We start from the raw sequence: 15,431 nt of genomic DNA on the forward strand, positions 1-15,431 counted from the left end.
TCACTCGCCCTTCATCATCTTCTGCATCTTGGCGTAGGCCTCGGCGCCCAGCGCCTCGACCGTGATGTGCACCTTGATCTCGTCGCTGACCATCGGCGCATAGGCGCCCACGCCGAAATCGCTGCGCTTGAGCGTGGTGGTGGCGTCGAAGCCGGCCGCCGGCGCCTTCAGCATCGGCTGCATGCCGACCTTGTTGACGGTCACGTGCAGCGTCACCGGCTTGGTGATGCCGTGCACGCTGAGATTGCCTTCGACGGTCAGCTTGCCCTCGCCCGCCGGCGTTACCTTGGTGCTGACGAAGTGCGCGGTCGGGAATTTCGCGATGTCGAAGAAATCGGCACCCTTCAGATGCTCGTCGAGCTTGGCGACGTGCGTGTCCAGACCGGACATCGGGATGTCGACCTTCACCGACGACTTGGCCGGGTCGGCGGCGTCGTACACCAGCGTGCCGGTGATATGAGTGAAGTTGGCACTGGGGTTGGAGAACCCGAAGTGGTTCCAGACCACGCGGATCTGGGTGTGGCCGGAATCGAGCTTGTAGGTGACCGGCTTGGCCATCGCCGGAGCGGCGACCAGCAGAGCGACGAGCAGAGTGGCGAACAGGCTACGCATGGAATCAGACTCCTTGATGTGGACATACGTCGGGCACGGCAGACCGCGTCACGACGTTGGCGTTTCCCAGTGTACGGTCCGCGTGCGACCCTTCCACCCTCTGAGCCGAGAACAGACTGTGCTCGAAAACGATACAAAACCCGTTGCCGACGTGCCAAACGACTGCTGGGTGATCACCGACGGCGCCGCCGGCAACGAACGTCAGGCCCTAGCGCTGGCACAGGCGCTGGGACTGTCCGCGCGCAATCTGGTGCTGCCGCTGCGCGCGCCGTGGTCGTGGCTGGCGCCGCGGCGCCTGCCCGGCGGACGTCTCGCCGTGGCCGCGGCACATCGCCACCTGCTGATGCCGCCGTGGCCGACGCTGGCAATCGGTTGCGGTCGCGCCGCCGCGCTGCTCACACGGCTGCTTCCGGACATCTCCTCTGGCGCGACGCGCAGCGTGCAGATCCTCGACCCACGCATCGACCCGCGTCACTGGGACGTCGTGATCGCCCCCGAGCACGACGACCTGACCGGACCCAACGTGCTGACGCCGCTCGGTTCGCTGCATCCCATCGACGACGCCTGGCTGGCCGCCGGCCGCGCCGCCTTCGCGCACCTCGGCGAACGGCCCGGCCCGCGTCTGGGCGTGCTGCTGGGCGGCCCGCGCCGCGGCGCGACGCTCGACGACGCGCAAATCGACCGACTGATCGATTCCCTGCGGACACGGCAAGCCCGCGATGGCGGCAGCGTGCTGCTGCTGGCTTCGCGGCGCACGCCCGACGCGTGGTTCGGGCGCATGCGCGCGGCGCTGGGCGCGCTGCCCGGCTTGTTCTGGCGCAACGCCGACGATGGCCCCAACCCCTATCCCGGCGTGCTCGGCTGGGCCGACCGTCTGATCGTCACGCCCGACTCGGTGAACATGCTGTCCGAAGCGGCCGCCACCGGCGTCCCCGTGCACACGCCTGCGCTGGACACGCTGCCGCCCAAGCTCGCGCACTTCCACGCGGCGCTGCGCCGGCGCGGACTGCTGCACGACCTCGACGACGACGCCGACGCGCCCGCCGCACCGCTGCGCGAAACCGCCGCCATCGCCGCCGAACTGCGGCGAAGACTGGGCTTCTGAGCGTCGAAAATGCGCGCGCCCGGCGGCGCGCCGTGGCATCCTAGCGGTCCCATGCGCGGCCTGATTCCCGAAAGCTTCATCGACGACCTGCTCACCCGCATCGACATCGTCGACGTGGTGGAGCGGCGCGTGCCGCTGAAGAAGGCCGGGCGCGAATGGACCGCCTGCTGCCCGTTCCACGACGAACGCACGCCGTCGTTCTACGTCAGCCCGCAGAAGCAGTTCTACCACTGCTTCGGCTGCGGCGCGCACGGCAGCGCGATCAAATTTCTGATGGACTACGAGCGCCTGGAATTTCCCGATGCAGTCGAGGAACTGGCGCAGTCGGTCGGTCTCGACGTGCCGCGCGAAGGCGGCGACCATCGCCCGCGCGAAGACCGCAGCGGCTGGTACGAACTGCTCGACCAAGCCGCCACGTTCTACCAGAAGTCGCTGCGCGAGAACGCCCAGGCCAAAGCCTACTGCGAGCAACGCGGTCTGGACGCCGAAACCATCGAGCGCTTCCGCATCGGCTGGGCGCCCGGCGGCGGCACCCTGCTGAGCCGCCTCGGCACCACGCCCGAACGCGCGAAGTGGCTGGAACAGGCCGGCATGGTCTCGACCGGCGACCGCGGCAAGTACGACCGCTTCCGCGCGCGCCTGATGTTCCCGATCATGGATCGCCGCGGACGCGTCATCGCCTTCGGCGGACGCATCCTCGACGGCGACGGCCCGAAGTACCTGAACTCGCCCGAGACGCCGCTGTTCCACAAGGGCCGCGAGCTGTTCGGCCTGTGGCAGTGCAAGCAGGCCAACGCCTCGCTGACGCGGCTGCTGGTGGTCGAGGGCTACATGGACGCCATCGCCCTGCATCAGGCCGGTTTGCCCATCGCCGTGGCCACGCTGGGCACCGCCACCACGCCCGAGCACACCGAGCGGCTGTTCCGCAGCGCGCCCGACGTGGTGTTTTGCTTCGACGGCGACCGCGCCGGCCGCGCGGCCGCCTGGAAGGCGCTGGAGGCCGCGCTGCCGCGCCTGCGCGACGGCCGCCAGGCGTTCTTCCTGTTCCTGCCCGACGGCGAGGACCCCGACTCGCTGATCCGCGCCGAAGGCAAGGACGGCTTCGAGCGCCGCCTGGCCGACGCCACGCCGCTGTCGACCTACTTCTTCGACCACCTCGGCGAGGACATCGACCTGCGCTCCATCGACGGTCGCGCACGCCTGGCCGAGCGCGCCCGCCCGCTGATCGCGCGCCTGCCCGATGGCGCCTTCCGCGACCTGATGGCGCAGGAACTGACCGCGCGCACCGGCGCCAACGCCCGCTTCGAGACCGAGGCGCCGCCGCGCGCCGAACGCCCCCTGCCCTCGCGCAGCGTGCGCCGCACCCTGGTGCGCAGCGCCATCGCTCTGCTGCTGGCGCAACCCGAACTGGCCGAGGAGCTGGAGCCGCCGCACGCCTTCGCACGGCTGGACAAGCCCGGCGTGTCGCTGCTGATCGAGTTGATCGAGCTGATCCGCGCCCGTCCCGGCATCCGCACCGGCGTGCTGCTGGAGCACTTCGCCGAGCGCGAGGAAGCCGCCGCCCTGCAGAAACTGGCGATGGCCGAAGTCGTCGGCGACACCGGCATGCAGCGCAGCGAATTCCTCGACGCGCTCAAGCAGATGGAACGCCAGGCCGACCTGCAACGCATCGATGCGCTGCAGACCGCACTCGCCCAGGGACAGCTCGACGCGGCGGGCAAGGACGAACTGCGCGCCCGCCTTGCCGCCAAGTCGAAAAAGGCCTCCTGAGCGTGCCCGCGATGCATGAAGTTCGGCCTGTGATCGCGTCGCGATCCATGGGAAGATCGTCGATTCACGCACCGGACGGCCCCTGACGCCACGAATGGACCTGCTCACCCGCCTGATCACCTTCTTCGCCGAGAACGGCTACCTGGCCGTGTTCATGGCCCTGCTGGTCTGCGGCATCGGTGCGCCGATCCCCGAAGACGTCACCCTGGTCGCCGGCGGCGTCATCGCCGGACTGGGCTACGCCAACGTGCACGTGATGTTCGCCGTGACCATGCTCGGCGTGCTGGTCGGCGACGCAGGCATGTTCCTGGCCGGGCACCACTACGGCGTGCGCCTGCTGCACAAACGACCGCTGAAGTGGGTGCTCACGCCCAAGCGCTACTGCGCCGTGCAGAAGCAGTTCGAGCAGTACGGCAACCGCATGCTGTTCACCGCGCGCTTCCTGCCGGGCATGCGCACCGCGGTATTCGTCAGCGCCGGCCTCACCCACCGCGTCTCGTTCACCCGTTTTCTGCTGTTGGACGGCCTGGCCGCGCTGATCAGCGTGCCGGTGTGGGTCTACCTGGGCTACTTCGGCGCCGACAACCACCAGTGGCTGCTGACCTGGATCCACCGCGGCCAGACCGGCCTGTGGATCGTCCTCGGCGTGCTCGTGATCGGCATCGGCTTCTACTTCTGGCGTCGGCACAAGAAGCGCGCCGAACGTTCCAGCAACGCGTCGAATTCGCCGGACTGAAACGACTCGAACCGCTTCGAACGGGTCTTCGTCCGCTTCGCGCCTACGCCTGAGCCGTTCCTGAGGCCGCACACGACACGGTGTATCCGCGCAAAAGACGCTCACCGCGCCGTACCGAAATGTCGACGTCGTTCTCCGCGAAGGACTCCGACAACCGCAATTGATGCGTGCACTCGACCGACTCCCCGGCTAGCGCCGCACGCAATGCCAGGCAGCGCGGTCCCAGATGCGGCGACATCCAGGTTTCGCGCGCCACCTCATGCTCTTCCGGCAAATAATCGGGATCGCGCGCGGACATCGCTTCGCTGAAGGCAATCTCGATGGACAGCGTCTGCAAGAGTTCCCGCAAGGCTTCTCTCTGCGCCGGCTCGTACGCAGCCTGCATCTGCTCGAACTGCTCACGCAGGGATGCCACCGACGACCACGCAGCGCGTATCTGCGCCGCCTTGACGCGATACCACAGTGCCACAAACGGCATCGGAGCGGGCTGCTCTTCCAGCGCGTTCAGATCCCGCTCCGGAAGCTGATCCGCCGTCGCACCGAACAAGGAATGCTCGATCAATCGCGTGTACGGCGTCGACTCGGCGCTCCTGCGCATTGCCAGAAGCTGGATGAGCCTGTACCCGTCCGAGACCATTCGACCCTTGGAAGGAACCAGGTTTTGCAGCCCAATCGACGCATTCGCCAGAGCAAATGCGAACAGCCACGCCGAGACCGAACCTTCCGGCAATCCTGCCCCAACCGCAGCCAGGAGAGCCGCACAGAACAGATTGATTCCAGGTCCGCCCGCGGTCATCACGATTCGGGCCGGACACCTCGGCAGCGAAGGGTCGCAGAAGGCCATCACGAACCCGCTGTACCCCAAACCTTTCGGCATGCGACGCCAGCGCATACGCACGCCGCGCCGCCTCGGCAACACCTGAAGACAGAGCACCTGAACATGCAATACGCACATGCCCTTCCACTTCGCCGCCAGATAATGACCCGCTTCATGGATGGCAATGCCTGGTATGAGCAGAAGCATCCAGAGCCAAAGAGCCATCGGCGCCAACCCAGGACTCAAGACGTAGCGATCCAGGAAACTAGCCCCATAGATGCCTAAACCGACGAAAATCAGGAACTGCAGCGCCATCGCTACAACACGGCCAAGCCGACCGAGCCATCGCGAAATCCATCCACGAGATGGGGTTGCGGAACCTACCGCCACCCCATGGCCTGCTGCGCTGCGCACACTTTGCTTCAGGCCGCTGTCAGTGTCTTCCCGAGGATGCTCCGCCTCCCCTGCGAAACGCTCCATAGCGCCCCCGATGTACCCGCATGGTGATGCAGCTTACCGGACGAGCGACCGCATCATCCACGCCACCTGCACCCGCAGTTCACTGCAAGAAGCCACGGATCGAGTAAGCGACGCACTCGACCCGCGCTCAGCCCATCGGGATGCGGTGTCGCAGGTTGTCGCCGTCGTAGGGCCCGGGCGCGGCGATCAGTTCGGCCGCCGCGTCGGTCTGGCCCCACACGTTCCACAACAGCACGCCGCGCACGCGGCCACCATCCATGTAATACGTGACACCGCGCCGGTAGGGTTCGGCCCAGTGTTCGACCACTTCCAGACGCCGCGCGTCGAGCTCGCCCACGGCCTCGTAGCCGAGATCGAACAGGTCGGAATAGAAGAACGGCTGCGTGGTGTAGGCGCGATCCTCGCCGGCCATGCCGCAGCCGGCGTGATGGCCCATGCTGATGGCGGCGTTTTCGTGCTCGACGCGGCGGCGATGACCCAACGCCAGCGACGGGAAGCAGGCCACGTCGCCGGCGGCCCAGATCGCCGGATCGGCGGTGCGCAGGCGCGCGTCGACCACGATGCCGTTGTCCACCATCAGACCGGCCTGCTCGGCCAGCGCGGTCTCCGGCTCCACGCCCAGCCCCGCGGCGGCGACGTCGGCCGTCAGCGTGCTGCCGTCGGAAAGCGTCAGGCTCACGCCGTCGTCCGAAGCCTTGCCGTCCTCGACCTTCACGCCGGGGCGCAGGTCCACGCCGCGCTGACGGTAGTAGTCGTTGAGGAAGTCGGCCAGACCGTCGGAGAAGCGCCCGGCACCGATGGCGTCACCGGGGAACACCATGCTGACCTTGCAGCCGGCGTCGGTCAGCGAGGCCGCCAGCTCGGCGCCGATGAAACCGCCGCCGACCACGGCCACGTGCGCGCCCTCGACGGCGAAGCGGCGCAGGCGCAGGTAGTCGTCCTGGGTGCGGAAGGCGATCACGCGCTCGCCCTCGAACGGCAACGTGCGCGCCCGTGCGCCAGTGGCCAGCAGCAGCTTGTCGTAGCGGTAGGTGTCGCCCTGGTCGTCGCGCACGGTCTTGTCGGCGCGATGCAGGGCGGTCGCACGGCGACCCAGATGCATGTCGACCCGATGCCGGCGCGTGTCGAGGTCGATAGACGCGACCTCTTTGTCGCCCTTCCACAGGGCCTTGCTCAGCGGCGGGCGTTCGTAGGGCGGTTCGCGCTCGGCGCCGATCAGGCCGATGCGTCCTTCCGGATCGCGTTCGCGGATGGCGCCGACCGCGGCATCCGCCGTCATGCCGCCGCCGATGATGAGGTACTCGTAGCTGTGTTCCATGATGCCTCCGCAGCTCGAAATGGGATGATTCGGTCGACCCCGCCATGGTGACACGAGCCTTGCGCGGGCAGCTGAACCCGACTTGGCTGGCATGCCATCAGGCTGATGCGACGCAGCATCTGAGACGAGGCGTCGTACACTGGTGGCATCGATTTCCACCGCATGGATTCGCCTGCACCCATGACCGAACTGCTGATGCCCGTCCTGAGCGCCCTGGTACTGGGCCTGGCCCTCGGTGCCGCGATCGTCTACCTCGGGCTCCGACGCACCGCTGCGCGTGAAGCGCGCGAGGCGCGCGAACAACGCGAAGCGACGGACAAGCGCCTGGCCCAGGCCGAGGCGGCCGCCGAGCGTCTGCCCGTGCTGGAAGAAGAGCTGCGCCAGGCCCGCGACGCATGGGCCGAAAAGCGCGAACAGGCGGCACGCCTGGAGCAGCAAGTCGCCTCGGCTCGGCAGCGCGAGCAGGACACGGAAAAACTCCTCGGCGAAACCCGCGAGGCGATGACCAAGGAATTCAAGCTGCTGGCCGGCTCGCTGCTCGAGGAAAAGGGCGCGCTGCTGGGCAAGCAGCAGAAGGAGACCCTGGCTTCGCTGCTGACCCCCTTCAGCGAGACCCTGCGCGACTTCAAGACCAAGGTGGAGCGCTCGCGCGAGGACGACCTCAAGGCCCGCGAGGGCCTGATCGCGCAGATTCGCCACCTGACTGAGCTGAACCAGGATATCGGCGCCAAGGCGCAGTCGCTGACCAACGCACTGCGCGGCGAGAGCAAGACCCGCGGCATCTGGGGCGAACAGGTGCTGCTGAAGCTGCTCGAACTGGCCGGCCTGCACGAGGGCGTGAATTTCCGCACCCAGGCCAGCCATACCGAAGACGACAGCCGCGCGCGCCTGGTGCCCGACGTGGTGCTGGACCTGCCGCAGGAACGCGCCATCATCATCGATTCCAAAGTCTCGCTGGTGGCCTACGAGCGGCATGTCGAGGCCCGCGACGACGAGCCGGCGCGCGAGCAAGCGCTGAAAGAGCACTGCGCGTCCATCCGTCGGCACATCAAGGACCTTTCGGAGAAGAACTACCCCAAGCTCTACGGCCTCAAGAGCGTGGATTTCACGCTGCTGTTCGTGCCCATCGAAAGCGCCCTGATGGCCGCCAGCGAAGCCGACAAGACGCTGGCCCAGTACGCGCTGGAACGCCATATCGCACTGGTTTCGCCGAATACGCTGTTCACGGTCCTGCGCACGGTCGACTACATCTGGCGCGTGGAAAAGACCACGCGCAACATGGACAAGATCGTCAAGCGCGGCGAGCTCATGTACGAGGCGGCGCGCAAATTCGGCGAGCACATCGTGACCATCAACGACACCCTCGCCAAGGCCACCGAAGCCGCCCGCGATGCGGAAAAGGCGCTGACCGATCCCAGTCGCGGTCTGGTCCGCCAGGCCGAGCGCCTGCGCGCCTTCGGCGTCAAGCCGCGCAAGGACATGCCCGAACGGCTGGCGCTGGACGATTCGCCCGAGGCCGAACCGGACGCGGACACGCCCTGAATCCGGCACGAATCCATCCACGCATCGTCGACGTATAAAGCCCCGTACGCCCCGCTGCCCGCGGCGATTCGGGCACTTCACGCTACACTACACGTCTGCATGCAAAGGATTTCCCATGAGCGATCCGTCCAACACCGACGTCACCCGCGAACAGGCCGAGGAAGCCGTCCGCGTGCTGCTGCGCTGGGCCGGCGAGGACCCCTCGCGCGAAGGCCTGCTGGATACGCCCAAGCGCGTGGTCAAGGCCTACGGCGACTGGTTCTCCGGCTATACGGAAGATCCGGGCGAGTACCTGCGCCGCACCTTCGAGGAAGTCGAGGGCTACGACGAGCTGGTGGTGCTGCGCGGCATCGAGTTCGAGAGCCACTGCGAACACCACATGGCGCCGATCATCGGCCGCGCCCACGTCGGCTATCTGCCGGACAAGAAGGTCGTCGGCATCAGCAAGCTGGCGCGCGTGGTGGACGGCTACGCCCGCCGTTTCCAGGTGCAGGAAAAGCTCACGGCGCAGATCGCCAACTGCATCCAGGAAACCCTGCAGCCGCGCGGCGTCGGCGTCGTCATCGACGCCAGCCACGAGTGCATGACCACGCGCGGCGTGCACAAGCGCGGCGTGTCGATGGTGACCAGCCAGATGCTCGGCACCTTCCGCGAGGACGCGCGCACCCGCGCCGAATTCCTGCGTTTCATCGACATCGACGGCCACTGATGCGCGGCCTGCGCCTGCTGCTGACGGCGTCCCTGTTGACGCCGGCGCTGGCGTCGGCCACCCCGCCCGTCACGCTCGACGCCTACCTGCGCATCATGGACCGCAACGGCGACGGCCGCGTCAGTCTGGCCGAATACCAGGCGCACATGAGCCAGGGCTTCCGCAGCATGGACCGCAACCACGACGGCGTGATCGAAGTCGGCGAGCAGCCGCCCGGTCCACGCCGCCACGGCGCCATCACGCTGACGCAGTACCTGCGCAACCTCGCCGCGACCTTCCATCGCCAGGACGCCAACCACGACGGCTTCCTCGACGCCCGCGAGCTGGCCGCGCCGCCGCGATGAATCCCGACGTCATCGTCATCGGCGGCGGCGCCGCGGGCCTGATGTGCGCGTTGATCGCCGGCCAGCGCGGACGTCGCGTGACCGTGCTCGACCACGCCAACCGCGTCGGCAAGAAGATCCTGATGTCCGGCGGCGGGCGCTGCAATTTCACCAATCTCGGCACCACGCCGGACAACTACCTCAGCGCCAACCCGCACTTCGCCAAGTCCGCGCTGGCGCGCTACACGCCGCACGACTTCATCGCGCTGGTCGAGAAGCACGGCATCGCCTACCACGAGAAAGAACGCGGCCAGCTGTTCTGCGACGTCTCCTCGAAACTGATCGTGCGCATGCTGTTGGACGAATGTGCGCAGGCCGGCGTCGACATCCGCACCAGTTGCACCATCGAAGACGTGCAACGCGACGGCGACGGCTTCGCGCTGCGCACCACGCACGGACCGATGGCCTGCGCATCGCTGGTGATCGCCAGCGGCGGCCTGTCGATCCCGAGCATGGGCGCGAGCGGCTTCGGCTACGACCTCGCCCGGCGTTTCGGCCACGCCGTCCTGCCCACGCGCGCCGGCCTGGTGCCGCTGACGCTCAGCGGCAAGCACCTGGATCGCTACAGCGACCTCAGCGGCGTCGCCGTACCCGAAGTCGAAGCGCGCAGCGCGCGCAAGGCCTTTCGCGCCGGCCTGCTGTTCACCCATCGCGGCATCAGCGGGCCGTCGATCCTGCAGGTGTCCTCGTACTGGCAGCCGGGCGAGACGGTGCACATCGACTTCCTGCCCGACACCGATGCATCGGCCTGGCTCGGCGCGCAACGCGAAGCGCACCCGGATCGCGAACTGAAGACCTTGCTGTCCGAAGCGCTGCCCAAACGCCTGGCGCAGCGTCTGTGCGAACTCGAATTCGGCCAGCGCCCGCTGCGGCAGTATGCCGTCGCGGCTCTGGACGACATCGGCCGACGCCTGAAAGCCTGGCCCATCGTCGCCAGCGGCAGCGAGGGCTACCGCACCGCCGAAGTCACGCTCGGCGGCGTCGACACCGACGGCCTGTCCTCGAAAACCATGGCATCCAGGCATGTCCCCGGCCTGTACTTCATCGGCGAGGTCGTCGACGTCACCGGCTGGCTGGGCGGCTACAACTTCCAATGGGCCTGGGCCTCCGGCCATGCCGCAGGCCTGGCCGTCTAGTCCAGGCGCGCCCGAAACCCAGACTGCCGCATACGCATGGGGCCGACGCCGGTCCGGCGGCCTCGATCCTTGTCGACCACGGCTTCACGGCGATGAGCTGCGGTCACGATGCCGCCGGATCACAGATCGGGCAGCCGCACCGCCGCGTCCTCGTGCTCGTCGGGATCGGAACCACCCGTATGGTGGTGCCACAGCTCGTGCGCATCGACCTGGACGCGAGCCACGGCCTCGATCGCATCGACCGCGGCGCGACGTTCGGCCAGGGTCGCCTCCAAGGCCACGCGACGTGCGGCCAGCAATTCCGCCAGGCCGCTTTCGCCCAACGCATAGGCGCGCTCCTCCCGGGCCGCACTGTCGTCGGCCGCCCGCAACGCCTGCGCGCGGCTGCGCCAGACAGCCTGCAAGGCGCGCGCCCGCGCCACGGCCTCGCGTGCATCGCGCACGACATCGCGCTGGACCATCGCGACCTCCGCCTGCGCCGCCCACGCGCCGGCCTCCGCCGCCGCCGCGCGCGCACCGCGCTGTCGCACGCCGATCGGCACACTCAGCACCAGCCCGACCGCGCGCTCACGGCCGCCAAGATCATTGAGCACACGCACGCCCACGGTCGGGTCCGCCATGCGGTCGGCCCGGGCGCGCTGCGATTCGGCCTCGAGCATCCGCGCTCGCGCCTGCGCCGCGCCGATTTCGTGACTGCGCTCGACGATCCACGCACTCCATTGCGCATCACTCCCTTTCAGGGCCGCAGGTTCAGCCTGCAAACGAACACGCGCGGGCAAGGGCAGATCGGGGAAAGCGCTTTCCAGCATGCGCCGCGCGCTTGCGGCATCCGCATCCGCCTGCAGGGCGGCGGCGCGCGCCTGGGCCAGCGCCGCATCGGCAGCGACGCGATCGCGCTGTGCCGCGTCGCCCAGCTCCACGCGACGCGCGATGGCGTTGCGGTCGCGCGTCCACAATGCAACCTGCGCATGTTGCTGCTGCGCCACCACTTCGGCGCGCTGCCACATCGACCACAACCCCAGCAGGCGACGCGCACCGGCATGATGAGCATCGGCCAGGCTGAGCCGCGCGGCCTGCACGCCGCTGGCGCCGATCTCCCGATCCAGCCGCGCCTTGCGCGGCCAACGCACGGCGCGGCTGACTTGCGCTTCCCACTCGTTGAACGTCGGGCCGCCCTCCACGCGGCGTCGCTGCGGCGTGACGCTGAGCTGGAACTCGTGCGGACCGACCGCGCGTAGACGCGCATCGGCCTCGGCCCGCGCCAGTTCCGCCGCGGCTGCCTGCACCTCCGGCATGCGCTCGATCGCACGCAGCGCCAGCGAGGCCGGCGGCAGCGGCGAGGCCTCCGCCGCAGGTACCGCCGGCTGCGACCCGACGGTCATCGGCGCCAGCGCGGCCCCGAGCAGCATCGAATACAGCATCCGGCGATTCATGCCAGCCTCCCCATCGCGTCCACGGGCTCCACCCACCAGAGGATGCCGGGATGCGGCATGCGTCGACGCAACTGCGTCAGCGTGCGCTCGACATCGTCCTCGGGCAGTACCAGCCAGACCATGCTGCGGTCGATGCGGCCGCGGACCTGCTCCTGCACGCCCGCGCCCTCGAAATCCTCGCCATGACCGGACACCGCGAGCGCGGTGAAACCGGGCAAGGCCGGCTGCATGTCCAGCAGCGTTTCCAGCACCGCATCCTCGAGATCGCGCGGCGCCAGGATGGTCAATCGTTTCAGTCGGGGACTCATGCGTCACTCCTCTACCCGGCGCGACTCGCCGAATCGACGGAACAGGGTCGGCAGCAGCAGAAGGGTCAGGGCCGTGCAGGTCACCAGGCCACCGATCACCACGACCGCGAGCGGCTTCTGCACCTCCGAACCCGGCCCGCTGGCGAACAGCAGCGGCACCAGGCCAAGCGCGGCAATGGAGGCCGTCATCATCACCGGGCGCAGGCGCCGTATCGCACCCTCGCGGACCACCTCGTCCATACTCATGCCGGCAGCGCGAAGCTGGTTGAAATAGGAGACCAGCACCAGTCCGTTCAGCACGGCGATGCCGAGCAGCGCGATGAAACCGACCGAGGCCGGCACCGACAGGTACTGCCCCGAAAGCCACAGCGCGACGATGCCGCCGACCAGCGCGAACGGCACGTTGCACAGAATCAGCACGGCCTGGCGGATCGAACCGAACGTGGAGAACAGCACCAGGAAAATCAGCGCCAGCGACACCGGCACCACCAGCGCCAGACGCGCCGCGGCGCGTTGCTGGTTCTCGAACTGGCCGCCCCAGGTGACGCGATAGCCGGTCGGCAGGTGGATGTCACGCTCGACCGCGGCCCGCACCTCGTCGACGAAACCGACCAGATCGCGCCCGGCGACATTGGATTGCACCAGCGCGAAGCGCGAACCGTTCTCGCGGCGGATCTGCATCGGACCGGTCGTCGCTTCGAGCGCGGCGATGCGCTCCAACGGCACCTGCATGCCGTCGGTCGTGGCCAGGTTCATGCGCTCGAACAGCTCCTGCGTATCGGCCATGCGCGCTTCGCCTCGCACCAGGATCGGCACGCGGCGCTGCTGTTCCAGCACGTTGCCCGCACGCATGCCCTCGAGCTGGCCGCGCAGTTCGTCTTGCACCGCCGCCACGTCCAGGCCGTACCGACCGGCGGCCTGACGGTCGATGCGCACGCCGAGATAACGCACGCCCTCCTGGGTCTGCGCGATCACGTCCTGGCTGCCCGGGGTCTTTTCTAGCATCGCGGCAATGCGGTTGGCGATCTGGTTGAGCGTGGCCAGATCCGGCCCGAACACCTTCACCGCGATGTCGCCACGGCTGCCGGTCAGCATCTCCGACACGCGCATCTGGATCGGCTGGGTGAAACCGTACTCGATGCCCGGGAAGTCCTTCATCACGGCGCGCAGCTGATCCTCCAGCCAGTTCTTGTCCGGCACGCGCCAGCGATCCTTCGGCTTGAGCTGCAGGAACATGTCGGTCTCGTTGAGACTCATCGGGTCCAGGCCCAACTCGTCCGAGCCCAGCCGCGCGACCACGTGCTCGACCTCGGGCACCCGCTGCTTGATGGCGCGCTCGATGGCCAGATCCTGGTCGCGCGAAGCTTCCAGGCTGATCGACGGCGGCTTGGTCAACTGCATCAGCACATCGCCCTCATCCATGGTCGGCATGAAGGTCTTGCCGGTGGCCATGTAGGCGACGACGCCGACCGCCAGGGCGACGCCCGCGATCACGCCCATCCAGCGCGCATGCGCCAGCGACCATTCCAGCAGCGGCCGGTAGCCGCGCTCGATCTGGCGCATCAGCCACGGCTCCTTGTGCGGGCGCTCGCGCAGCAGCATCGAGCACAGCACCGGCACCACGGTCATCGACAACAGCAGCGAGGCCGCCAGGGCGAAGATGATGGTCAGGGCCACCGGCCCGAACAGCTTGCCTTCCAATCCCTGCAACGTGAGCAGCGGCATGAACACCAGGCAGATGATGGCGATGCCCGAGACCACCGGCCGTGCCACCTCGGCCACCGAACGGTAGACGCGATGCAGCTTCGGCAACTCGCTGGCGTTGCGACCGGGCACCAGGTGACTGACGGTGTTCTCCACCACCACCACCGCCGCGTCGACCAGCAGGCCGATGGCGATGGCCAGACCGCCCAGACTCATCAGATTCGCGCTGAGCCCGAACACATGCATCATCAGGAACGCGATCAGCACCGCCAGCGGCAAGGTCAGCGACACCACCACCGCGGCGCGCACGTCGCCGAGGAACAGCAGCAGCAGGATCACCACCAGCACGGTGGCCTCGATCAGCGCGCTGCGCACCGTGTCCACGGCGCGCTCGATCAGCGCCCCGCGGTCATAGAAGACTTCGATGCGCGCGCCCTCGGGCAGGGCCGACTGCAAGGAATCCAGCCGTGCGCGCACGGCATCGACCACTTTCGACGCATCGGCGCCGCGCAGGCCGACCACCAGACCCTCGACGGCTTCGCCGGCGCCATCGCGCGTGACCGCGCCGTAGCGCGTCAGACTGCCGTAGCGGACCTGGGCCAGATCGTCCACGCGCAACAGCGTGCCATCGCGCGTGGCCACCACCACACGACGCAGATCGTCCAGCGTGCGCACGGCCCCCTCGGCGCGCACGATCAGCGTTTCGTCGCCATCGCGCAGACGGCCCGAGCCGTCGTTGCGGTTGTTGCGCATCACCGCATCGGCCACGTCGCGGAAATGCAATCCGGCCGCCGACAGCCGTGCACGATCGGGCGTGACCAGGAACGTGCGCACCTTGCCGCCCAACGCGTTGAGATCGGCCACGCCGGGGATCGTCCGCAACGCCGGACGGATGGTCCAGTCCAGCAGCGTGCGCCGCTCGGCCAGACTCAGACCGCCGCCCTCGATGGTGAACATGAACATGTCCGACAACGGCGTGGCGATCGGCGCCAGCCCGCCGCTGACATCGCCCGGCAGTTCGCCGGCCGCTGCCGCGAAACGCTCCGAGACCTGCTGGCGCGCCCAGTAGATGTCGGTGCCCTCGTCGAAATCGAGGGTGATGTCGGCGATTGCGTACTTGGACATCGAACGCAGCATCTGTGCATGCGGAATGCCCAGCAGTTCCATTTCCAGCGGCACCACCACGCGCGTCTCGACCTCTTCCGGCGTCATGCCGGGGGCCTTCAGGATCAGCTTGACCTGCGTGGGGGCGATGTTCGGATAGGCATCGATGGGCAGCTTCAGATAGGCCCAGACGCCCGCACCGACGATCGCCAGCGCGCCCAGCAGCACCAGCAGGCGTTGCGACAGGGAGAATCCGATCAGGCGGCGCAGCATG

General features: G+C 68.2%; 13 protein-coding genes. 7 read left to right on the plus strand and 6 right to left on the minus strand.

Annotated features, from left to right (window positions below):
* Positions 1 to 558 (minus strand): YceI family protein, encoded by a 558-nt coding sequence (locus tag LF63_RS13950; protein ID WP_338047266.1) that lies wholly within the window; start codon positions 556 to 558, stop codon positions 1 to 3.
* Positions 559 to 763: 205 nt separating this feature from the next.
* Between LF63_RS13950 and LF63_RS13955 the strand changes: the two genes are divergently transcribed.
* From LF63_RS13955 to LF63_RS13965, 3 genes are all read left to right on the plus strand, one after another.
* Positions 764 to 1,717, plus strand: coding sequence for a mitochondrial fission ELM1 family protein (locus LF63_RS13955; RefSeq protein ID WP_043104123.1), 954 nt, complete (start codon positions 764 to 766; stop codon positions 1,715 to 1,717).
* 51 nt (positions 1,718 to 1,768) lie between these two features.
* Positions 1,769 to 3,487 carry a DNA primase gene (dnaG, locus tag LF63_RS13960; protein WP_043104486.1) on the plus strand — a complete coding sequence of 573 codons (1,719 nt, stop codon included), beginning with the start codon at positions 1,769 to 1,771 and terminating at the stop codon, positions 3,485 to 3,487.
* A 94-nt stretch (positions 3,488 to 3,581) separates the two neighbouring features.
* Positions 3,582 to 4,223 carry a DedA family protein gene (locus tag LF63_RS13965; protein WP_043104125.1) on the plus strand — a complete coding sequence of 214 codons (642 nt, stop codon included), beginning with the start codon at positions 3,582 to 3,584 and terminating at the stop codon, positions 4,221 to 4,223.
* 43 nt (positions 4,224 to 4,266) lie between these two features.
* On the opposite strand, the gene LF63_RS13970 is transcribed toward LF63_RS13965, so the two are convergent.
* Together LF63_RS13970 and LF63_RS13975 are read right to left on the minus strand one after the other, a co-directional pair.
* A complete protein-coding gene (locus LF63_RS13970; RefSeq protein WP_043104126.1) occupies positions 4,267 to 5,355 on the minus strand; it encodes a site-2 protease family protein in 1,089 nt (362 codons plus the stop codon).
* A gap of 292 nt (positions 5,356 to 5,647) precedes the next feature.
* Entirely contained in the window at positions 5,648 to 6,838 is a 1,191-nt protein-coding gene (locus tag LF63_RS13975; RefSeq protein WP_043104127.1) for an NAD(P)/FAD-dependent oxidoreductase, read from the minus strand.
* Between the two features lie 180 nt (positions 6,839 to 7,018).
* Between LF63_RS13975 and LF63_RS13980 the strand changes: the two genes are divergently transcribed.
* From LF63_RS13980 to LF63_RS13995, 4 genes are all read left to right on the plus strand, one after another.
* Entirely contained in the window at positions 7,019 to 8,380 is a 1,362-nt protein-coding gene (locus LF63_RS13980; RefSeq protein WP_052395288.1) for a DNA recombination protein RmuC, read from the plus strand.
* 115 nt (positions 8,381 to 8,495) lie between these two features.
* On the plus strand, positions 8,496 to 9,089 hold the full coding sequence (gene folE / locus LF63_RS13985; RefSeq protein WP_043104129.1) for a GTP cyclohydrolase I FolE: 594 nt from the start codon (positions 8,496 to 8,498) through the stop codon (positions 9,087 to 9,089).
* Positions 9,089 to 9,433: an EF-hand domain-containing protein gene (locus tag LF63_RS13990; protein WP_184655084.1), complete on the plus strand. Its 345-nt coding sequence runs from the start codon at positions 9,089 to 9,091 to the stop codon at positions 9,431 to 9,433. The genes folE and LF63_RS13990 overlap by 1 nt, the downstream gene beginning before the upstream one ends.
* Positions 9,430 to 10,608 (plus strand): BaiN/RdsA family NAD(P)/FAD-dependent oxidoreductase, encoded by a 1,179-nt coding sequence (locus tag LF63_RS13995; protein ID WP_043104131.1) that lies wholly within the window; start codon positions 9,430 to 9,432, stop codon positions 10,606 to 10,608. Before LF63_RS13990 ends, LF63_RS13995 begins: the two co-directional genes overlap by 4 nt.
* 119 nt (positions 10,609 to 10,727) lie before the next feature.
* Here the strand turns inward: LF63_RS13995 and LF63_RS14000 are convergent, their stop codons facing one another.
* Genes LF63_RS14000 through LF63_RS14010 form a run of 3 tightly spaced genes read right to left on the minus strand, consistent with a single transcriptional unit; the run spans position 10,728 to position 15,430 of the window.
* Positions 10,728 to 12,041 carry a TolC family protein gene (locus LF63_RS14000; RefSeq protein WP_081945285.1) on the minus strand — a complete coding sequence of 438 codons (1,314 nt, stop codon included), beginning with the start codon at positions 12,039 to 12,041 and terminating at the stop codon, positions 10,728 to 10,730.
* Complete coding sequence (locus tag LF63_RS14005) at positions 12,038 to 12,349, minus strand: DUF3240 family protein (RefSeq protein WP_043104133.1); 312 nt, start codon at positions 12,347 to 12,349, stop codon at positions 12,038 to 12,040. Before LF63_RS14005 ends, LF63_RS14000 begins: the two co-directional genes overlap by 4 nt.
* A gap of 3 nt (positions 12,350 to 12,352) precedes the next feature.
* Entirely contained in the window at positions 12,353 to 15,430 is a 3,078-nt protein-coding gene (locus LF63_RS14010) for an efflux RND transporter permease subunit (protein WP_043104135.1), read from the minus strand.
* Between the last annotated feature and the right edge of the window lies 1 nt (position 15,431).

Source organism: Oleiagrimonas soli, assembly GCF_000761445.1.
In the GTDB taxonomy this organism is placed as follows: domain Bacteria; phylum Pseudomonadota; class Gammaproteobacteria; order Xanthomonadales; family Rhodanobacteraceae; genus Oleiagrimonas; species Oleiagrimonas soli.

Bases quoted from the DNA above. Each gene is read 5' to 3' on its own strand.
- LF63_RS13950 (WP_338047266.1), bottom strand. From the start codon at position 558: ATGGCCAAGCCGGTCACCTACAAGCTCGATTCCGGCCACACCCAGATC.
- dnaG (WP_043104486.1), top strand. From the start codon at position 1,769: ATGCGCGGCCTGATTCCCGAAAGCTTCATCGACGACCTGCTCACCCGC.
- LF63_RS13965 (WP_043104125.1), top strand. From the start codon at position 3,582: ATGGACCTGCTCACCCGCCTGATCACCTTCTTCGCCGAGAACGGCTAC.
- LF63_RS13970 (WP_043104126.1), bottom strand. From the start codon at position 5,355: ATGGCGCTGCAGTTCCTGATTTTCGTCGGTTTAGGCATCTATGGGGCT.
- LF63_RS13975 (WP_043104127.1), bottom strand. From the start codon at position 6,838: ATGGAACACAGCTACGAGTACCTCATCATCGGCGGCGGCATGACGGCG.
- LF63_RS13980 (WP_052395288.1), top strand. From the start codon at position 7,019: ATGACCGAACTGCTGATGCCCGTCCTGAGCGCCCTGGTACTGGGCCTG.
- folE (WP_043104129.1), top strand. From the start codon at position 8,496: ATGAGCGATCCGTCCAACACCGACGTCACCCGCGAACAGGCCGAGGAA.
- LF63_RS13990 (WP_184655084.1), top strand. From the start codon at position 9,089: ATGCGCGGCCTGCGCCTGCTGCTGACGGCGTCCCTGTTGACGCCGGCG.
- LF63_RS13995 (WP_043104131.1), top strand. From the start codon at position 9,430: ATGAATCCCGACGTCATCGTCATCGGCGGCGGCGCCGCGGGCCTGATG.
- LF63_RS14000 (WP_081945285.1), bottom strand. From the start codon at position 12,041: ATGAATCGCCGGATGCTGTATTCGATGCTGCTCGGGGCCGCGCTGGCG.
- LF63_RS14005 (WP_043104133.1), bottom strand. From the start codon at position 12,349: ATGAGTCCCCGACTGAAACGATTGACCATCCTGGCGCCGCGCGATCTC.
- LF63_RS14010 (WP_043104135.1), bottom strand. From the start codon at position 15,430: ATGCTGCGCCGCCTGATCGGATTCTCCCTGTCGCAACGCCTGCTGGTG.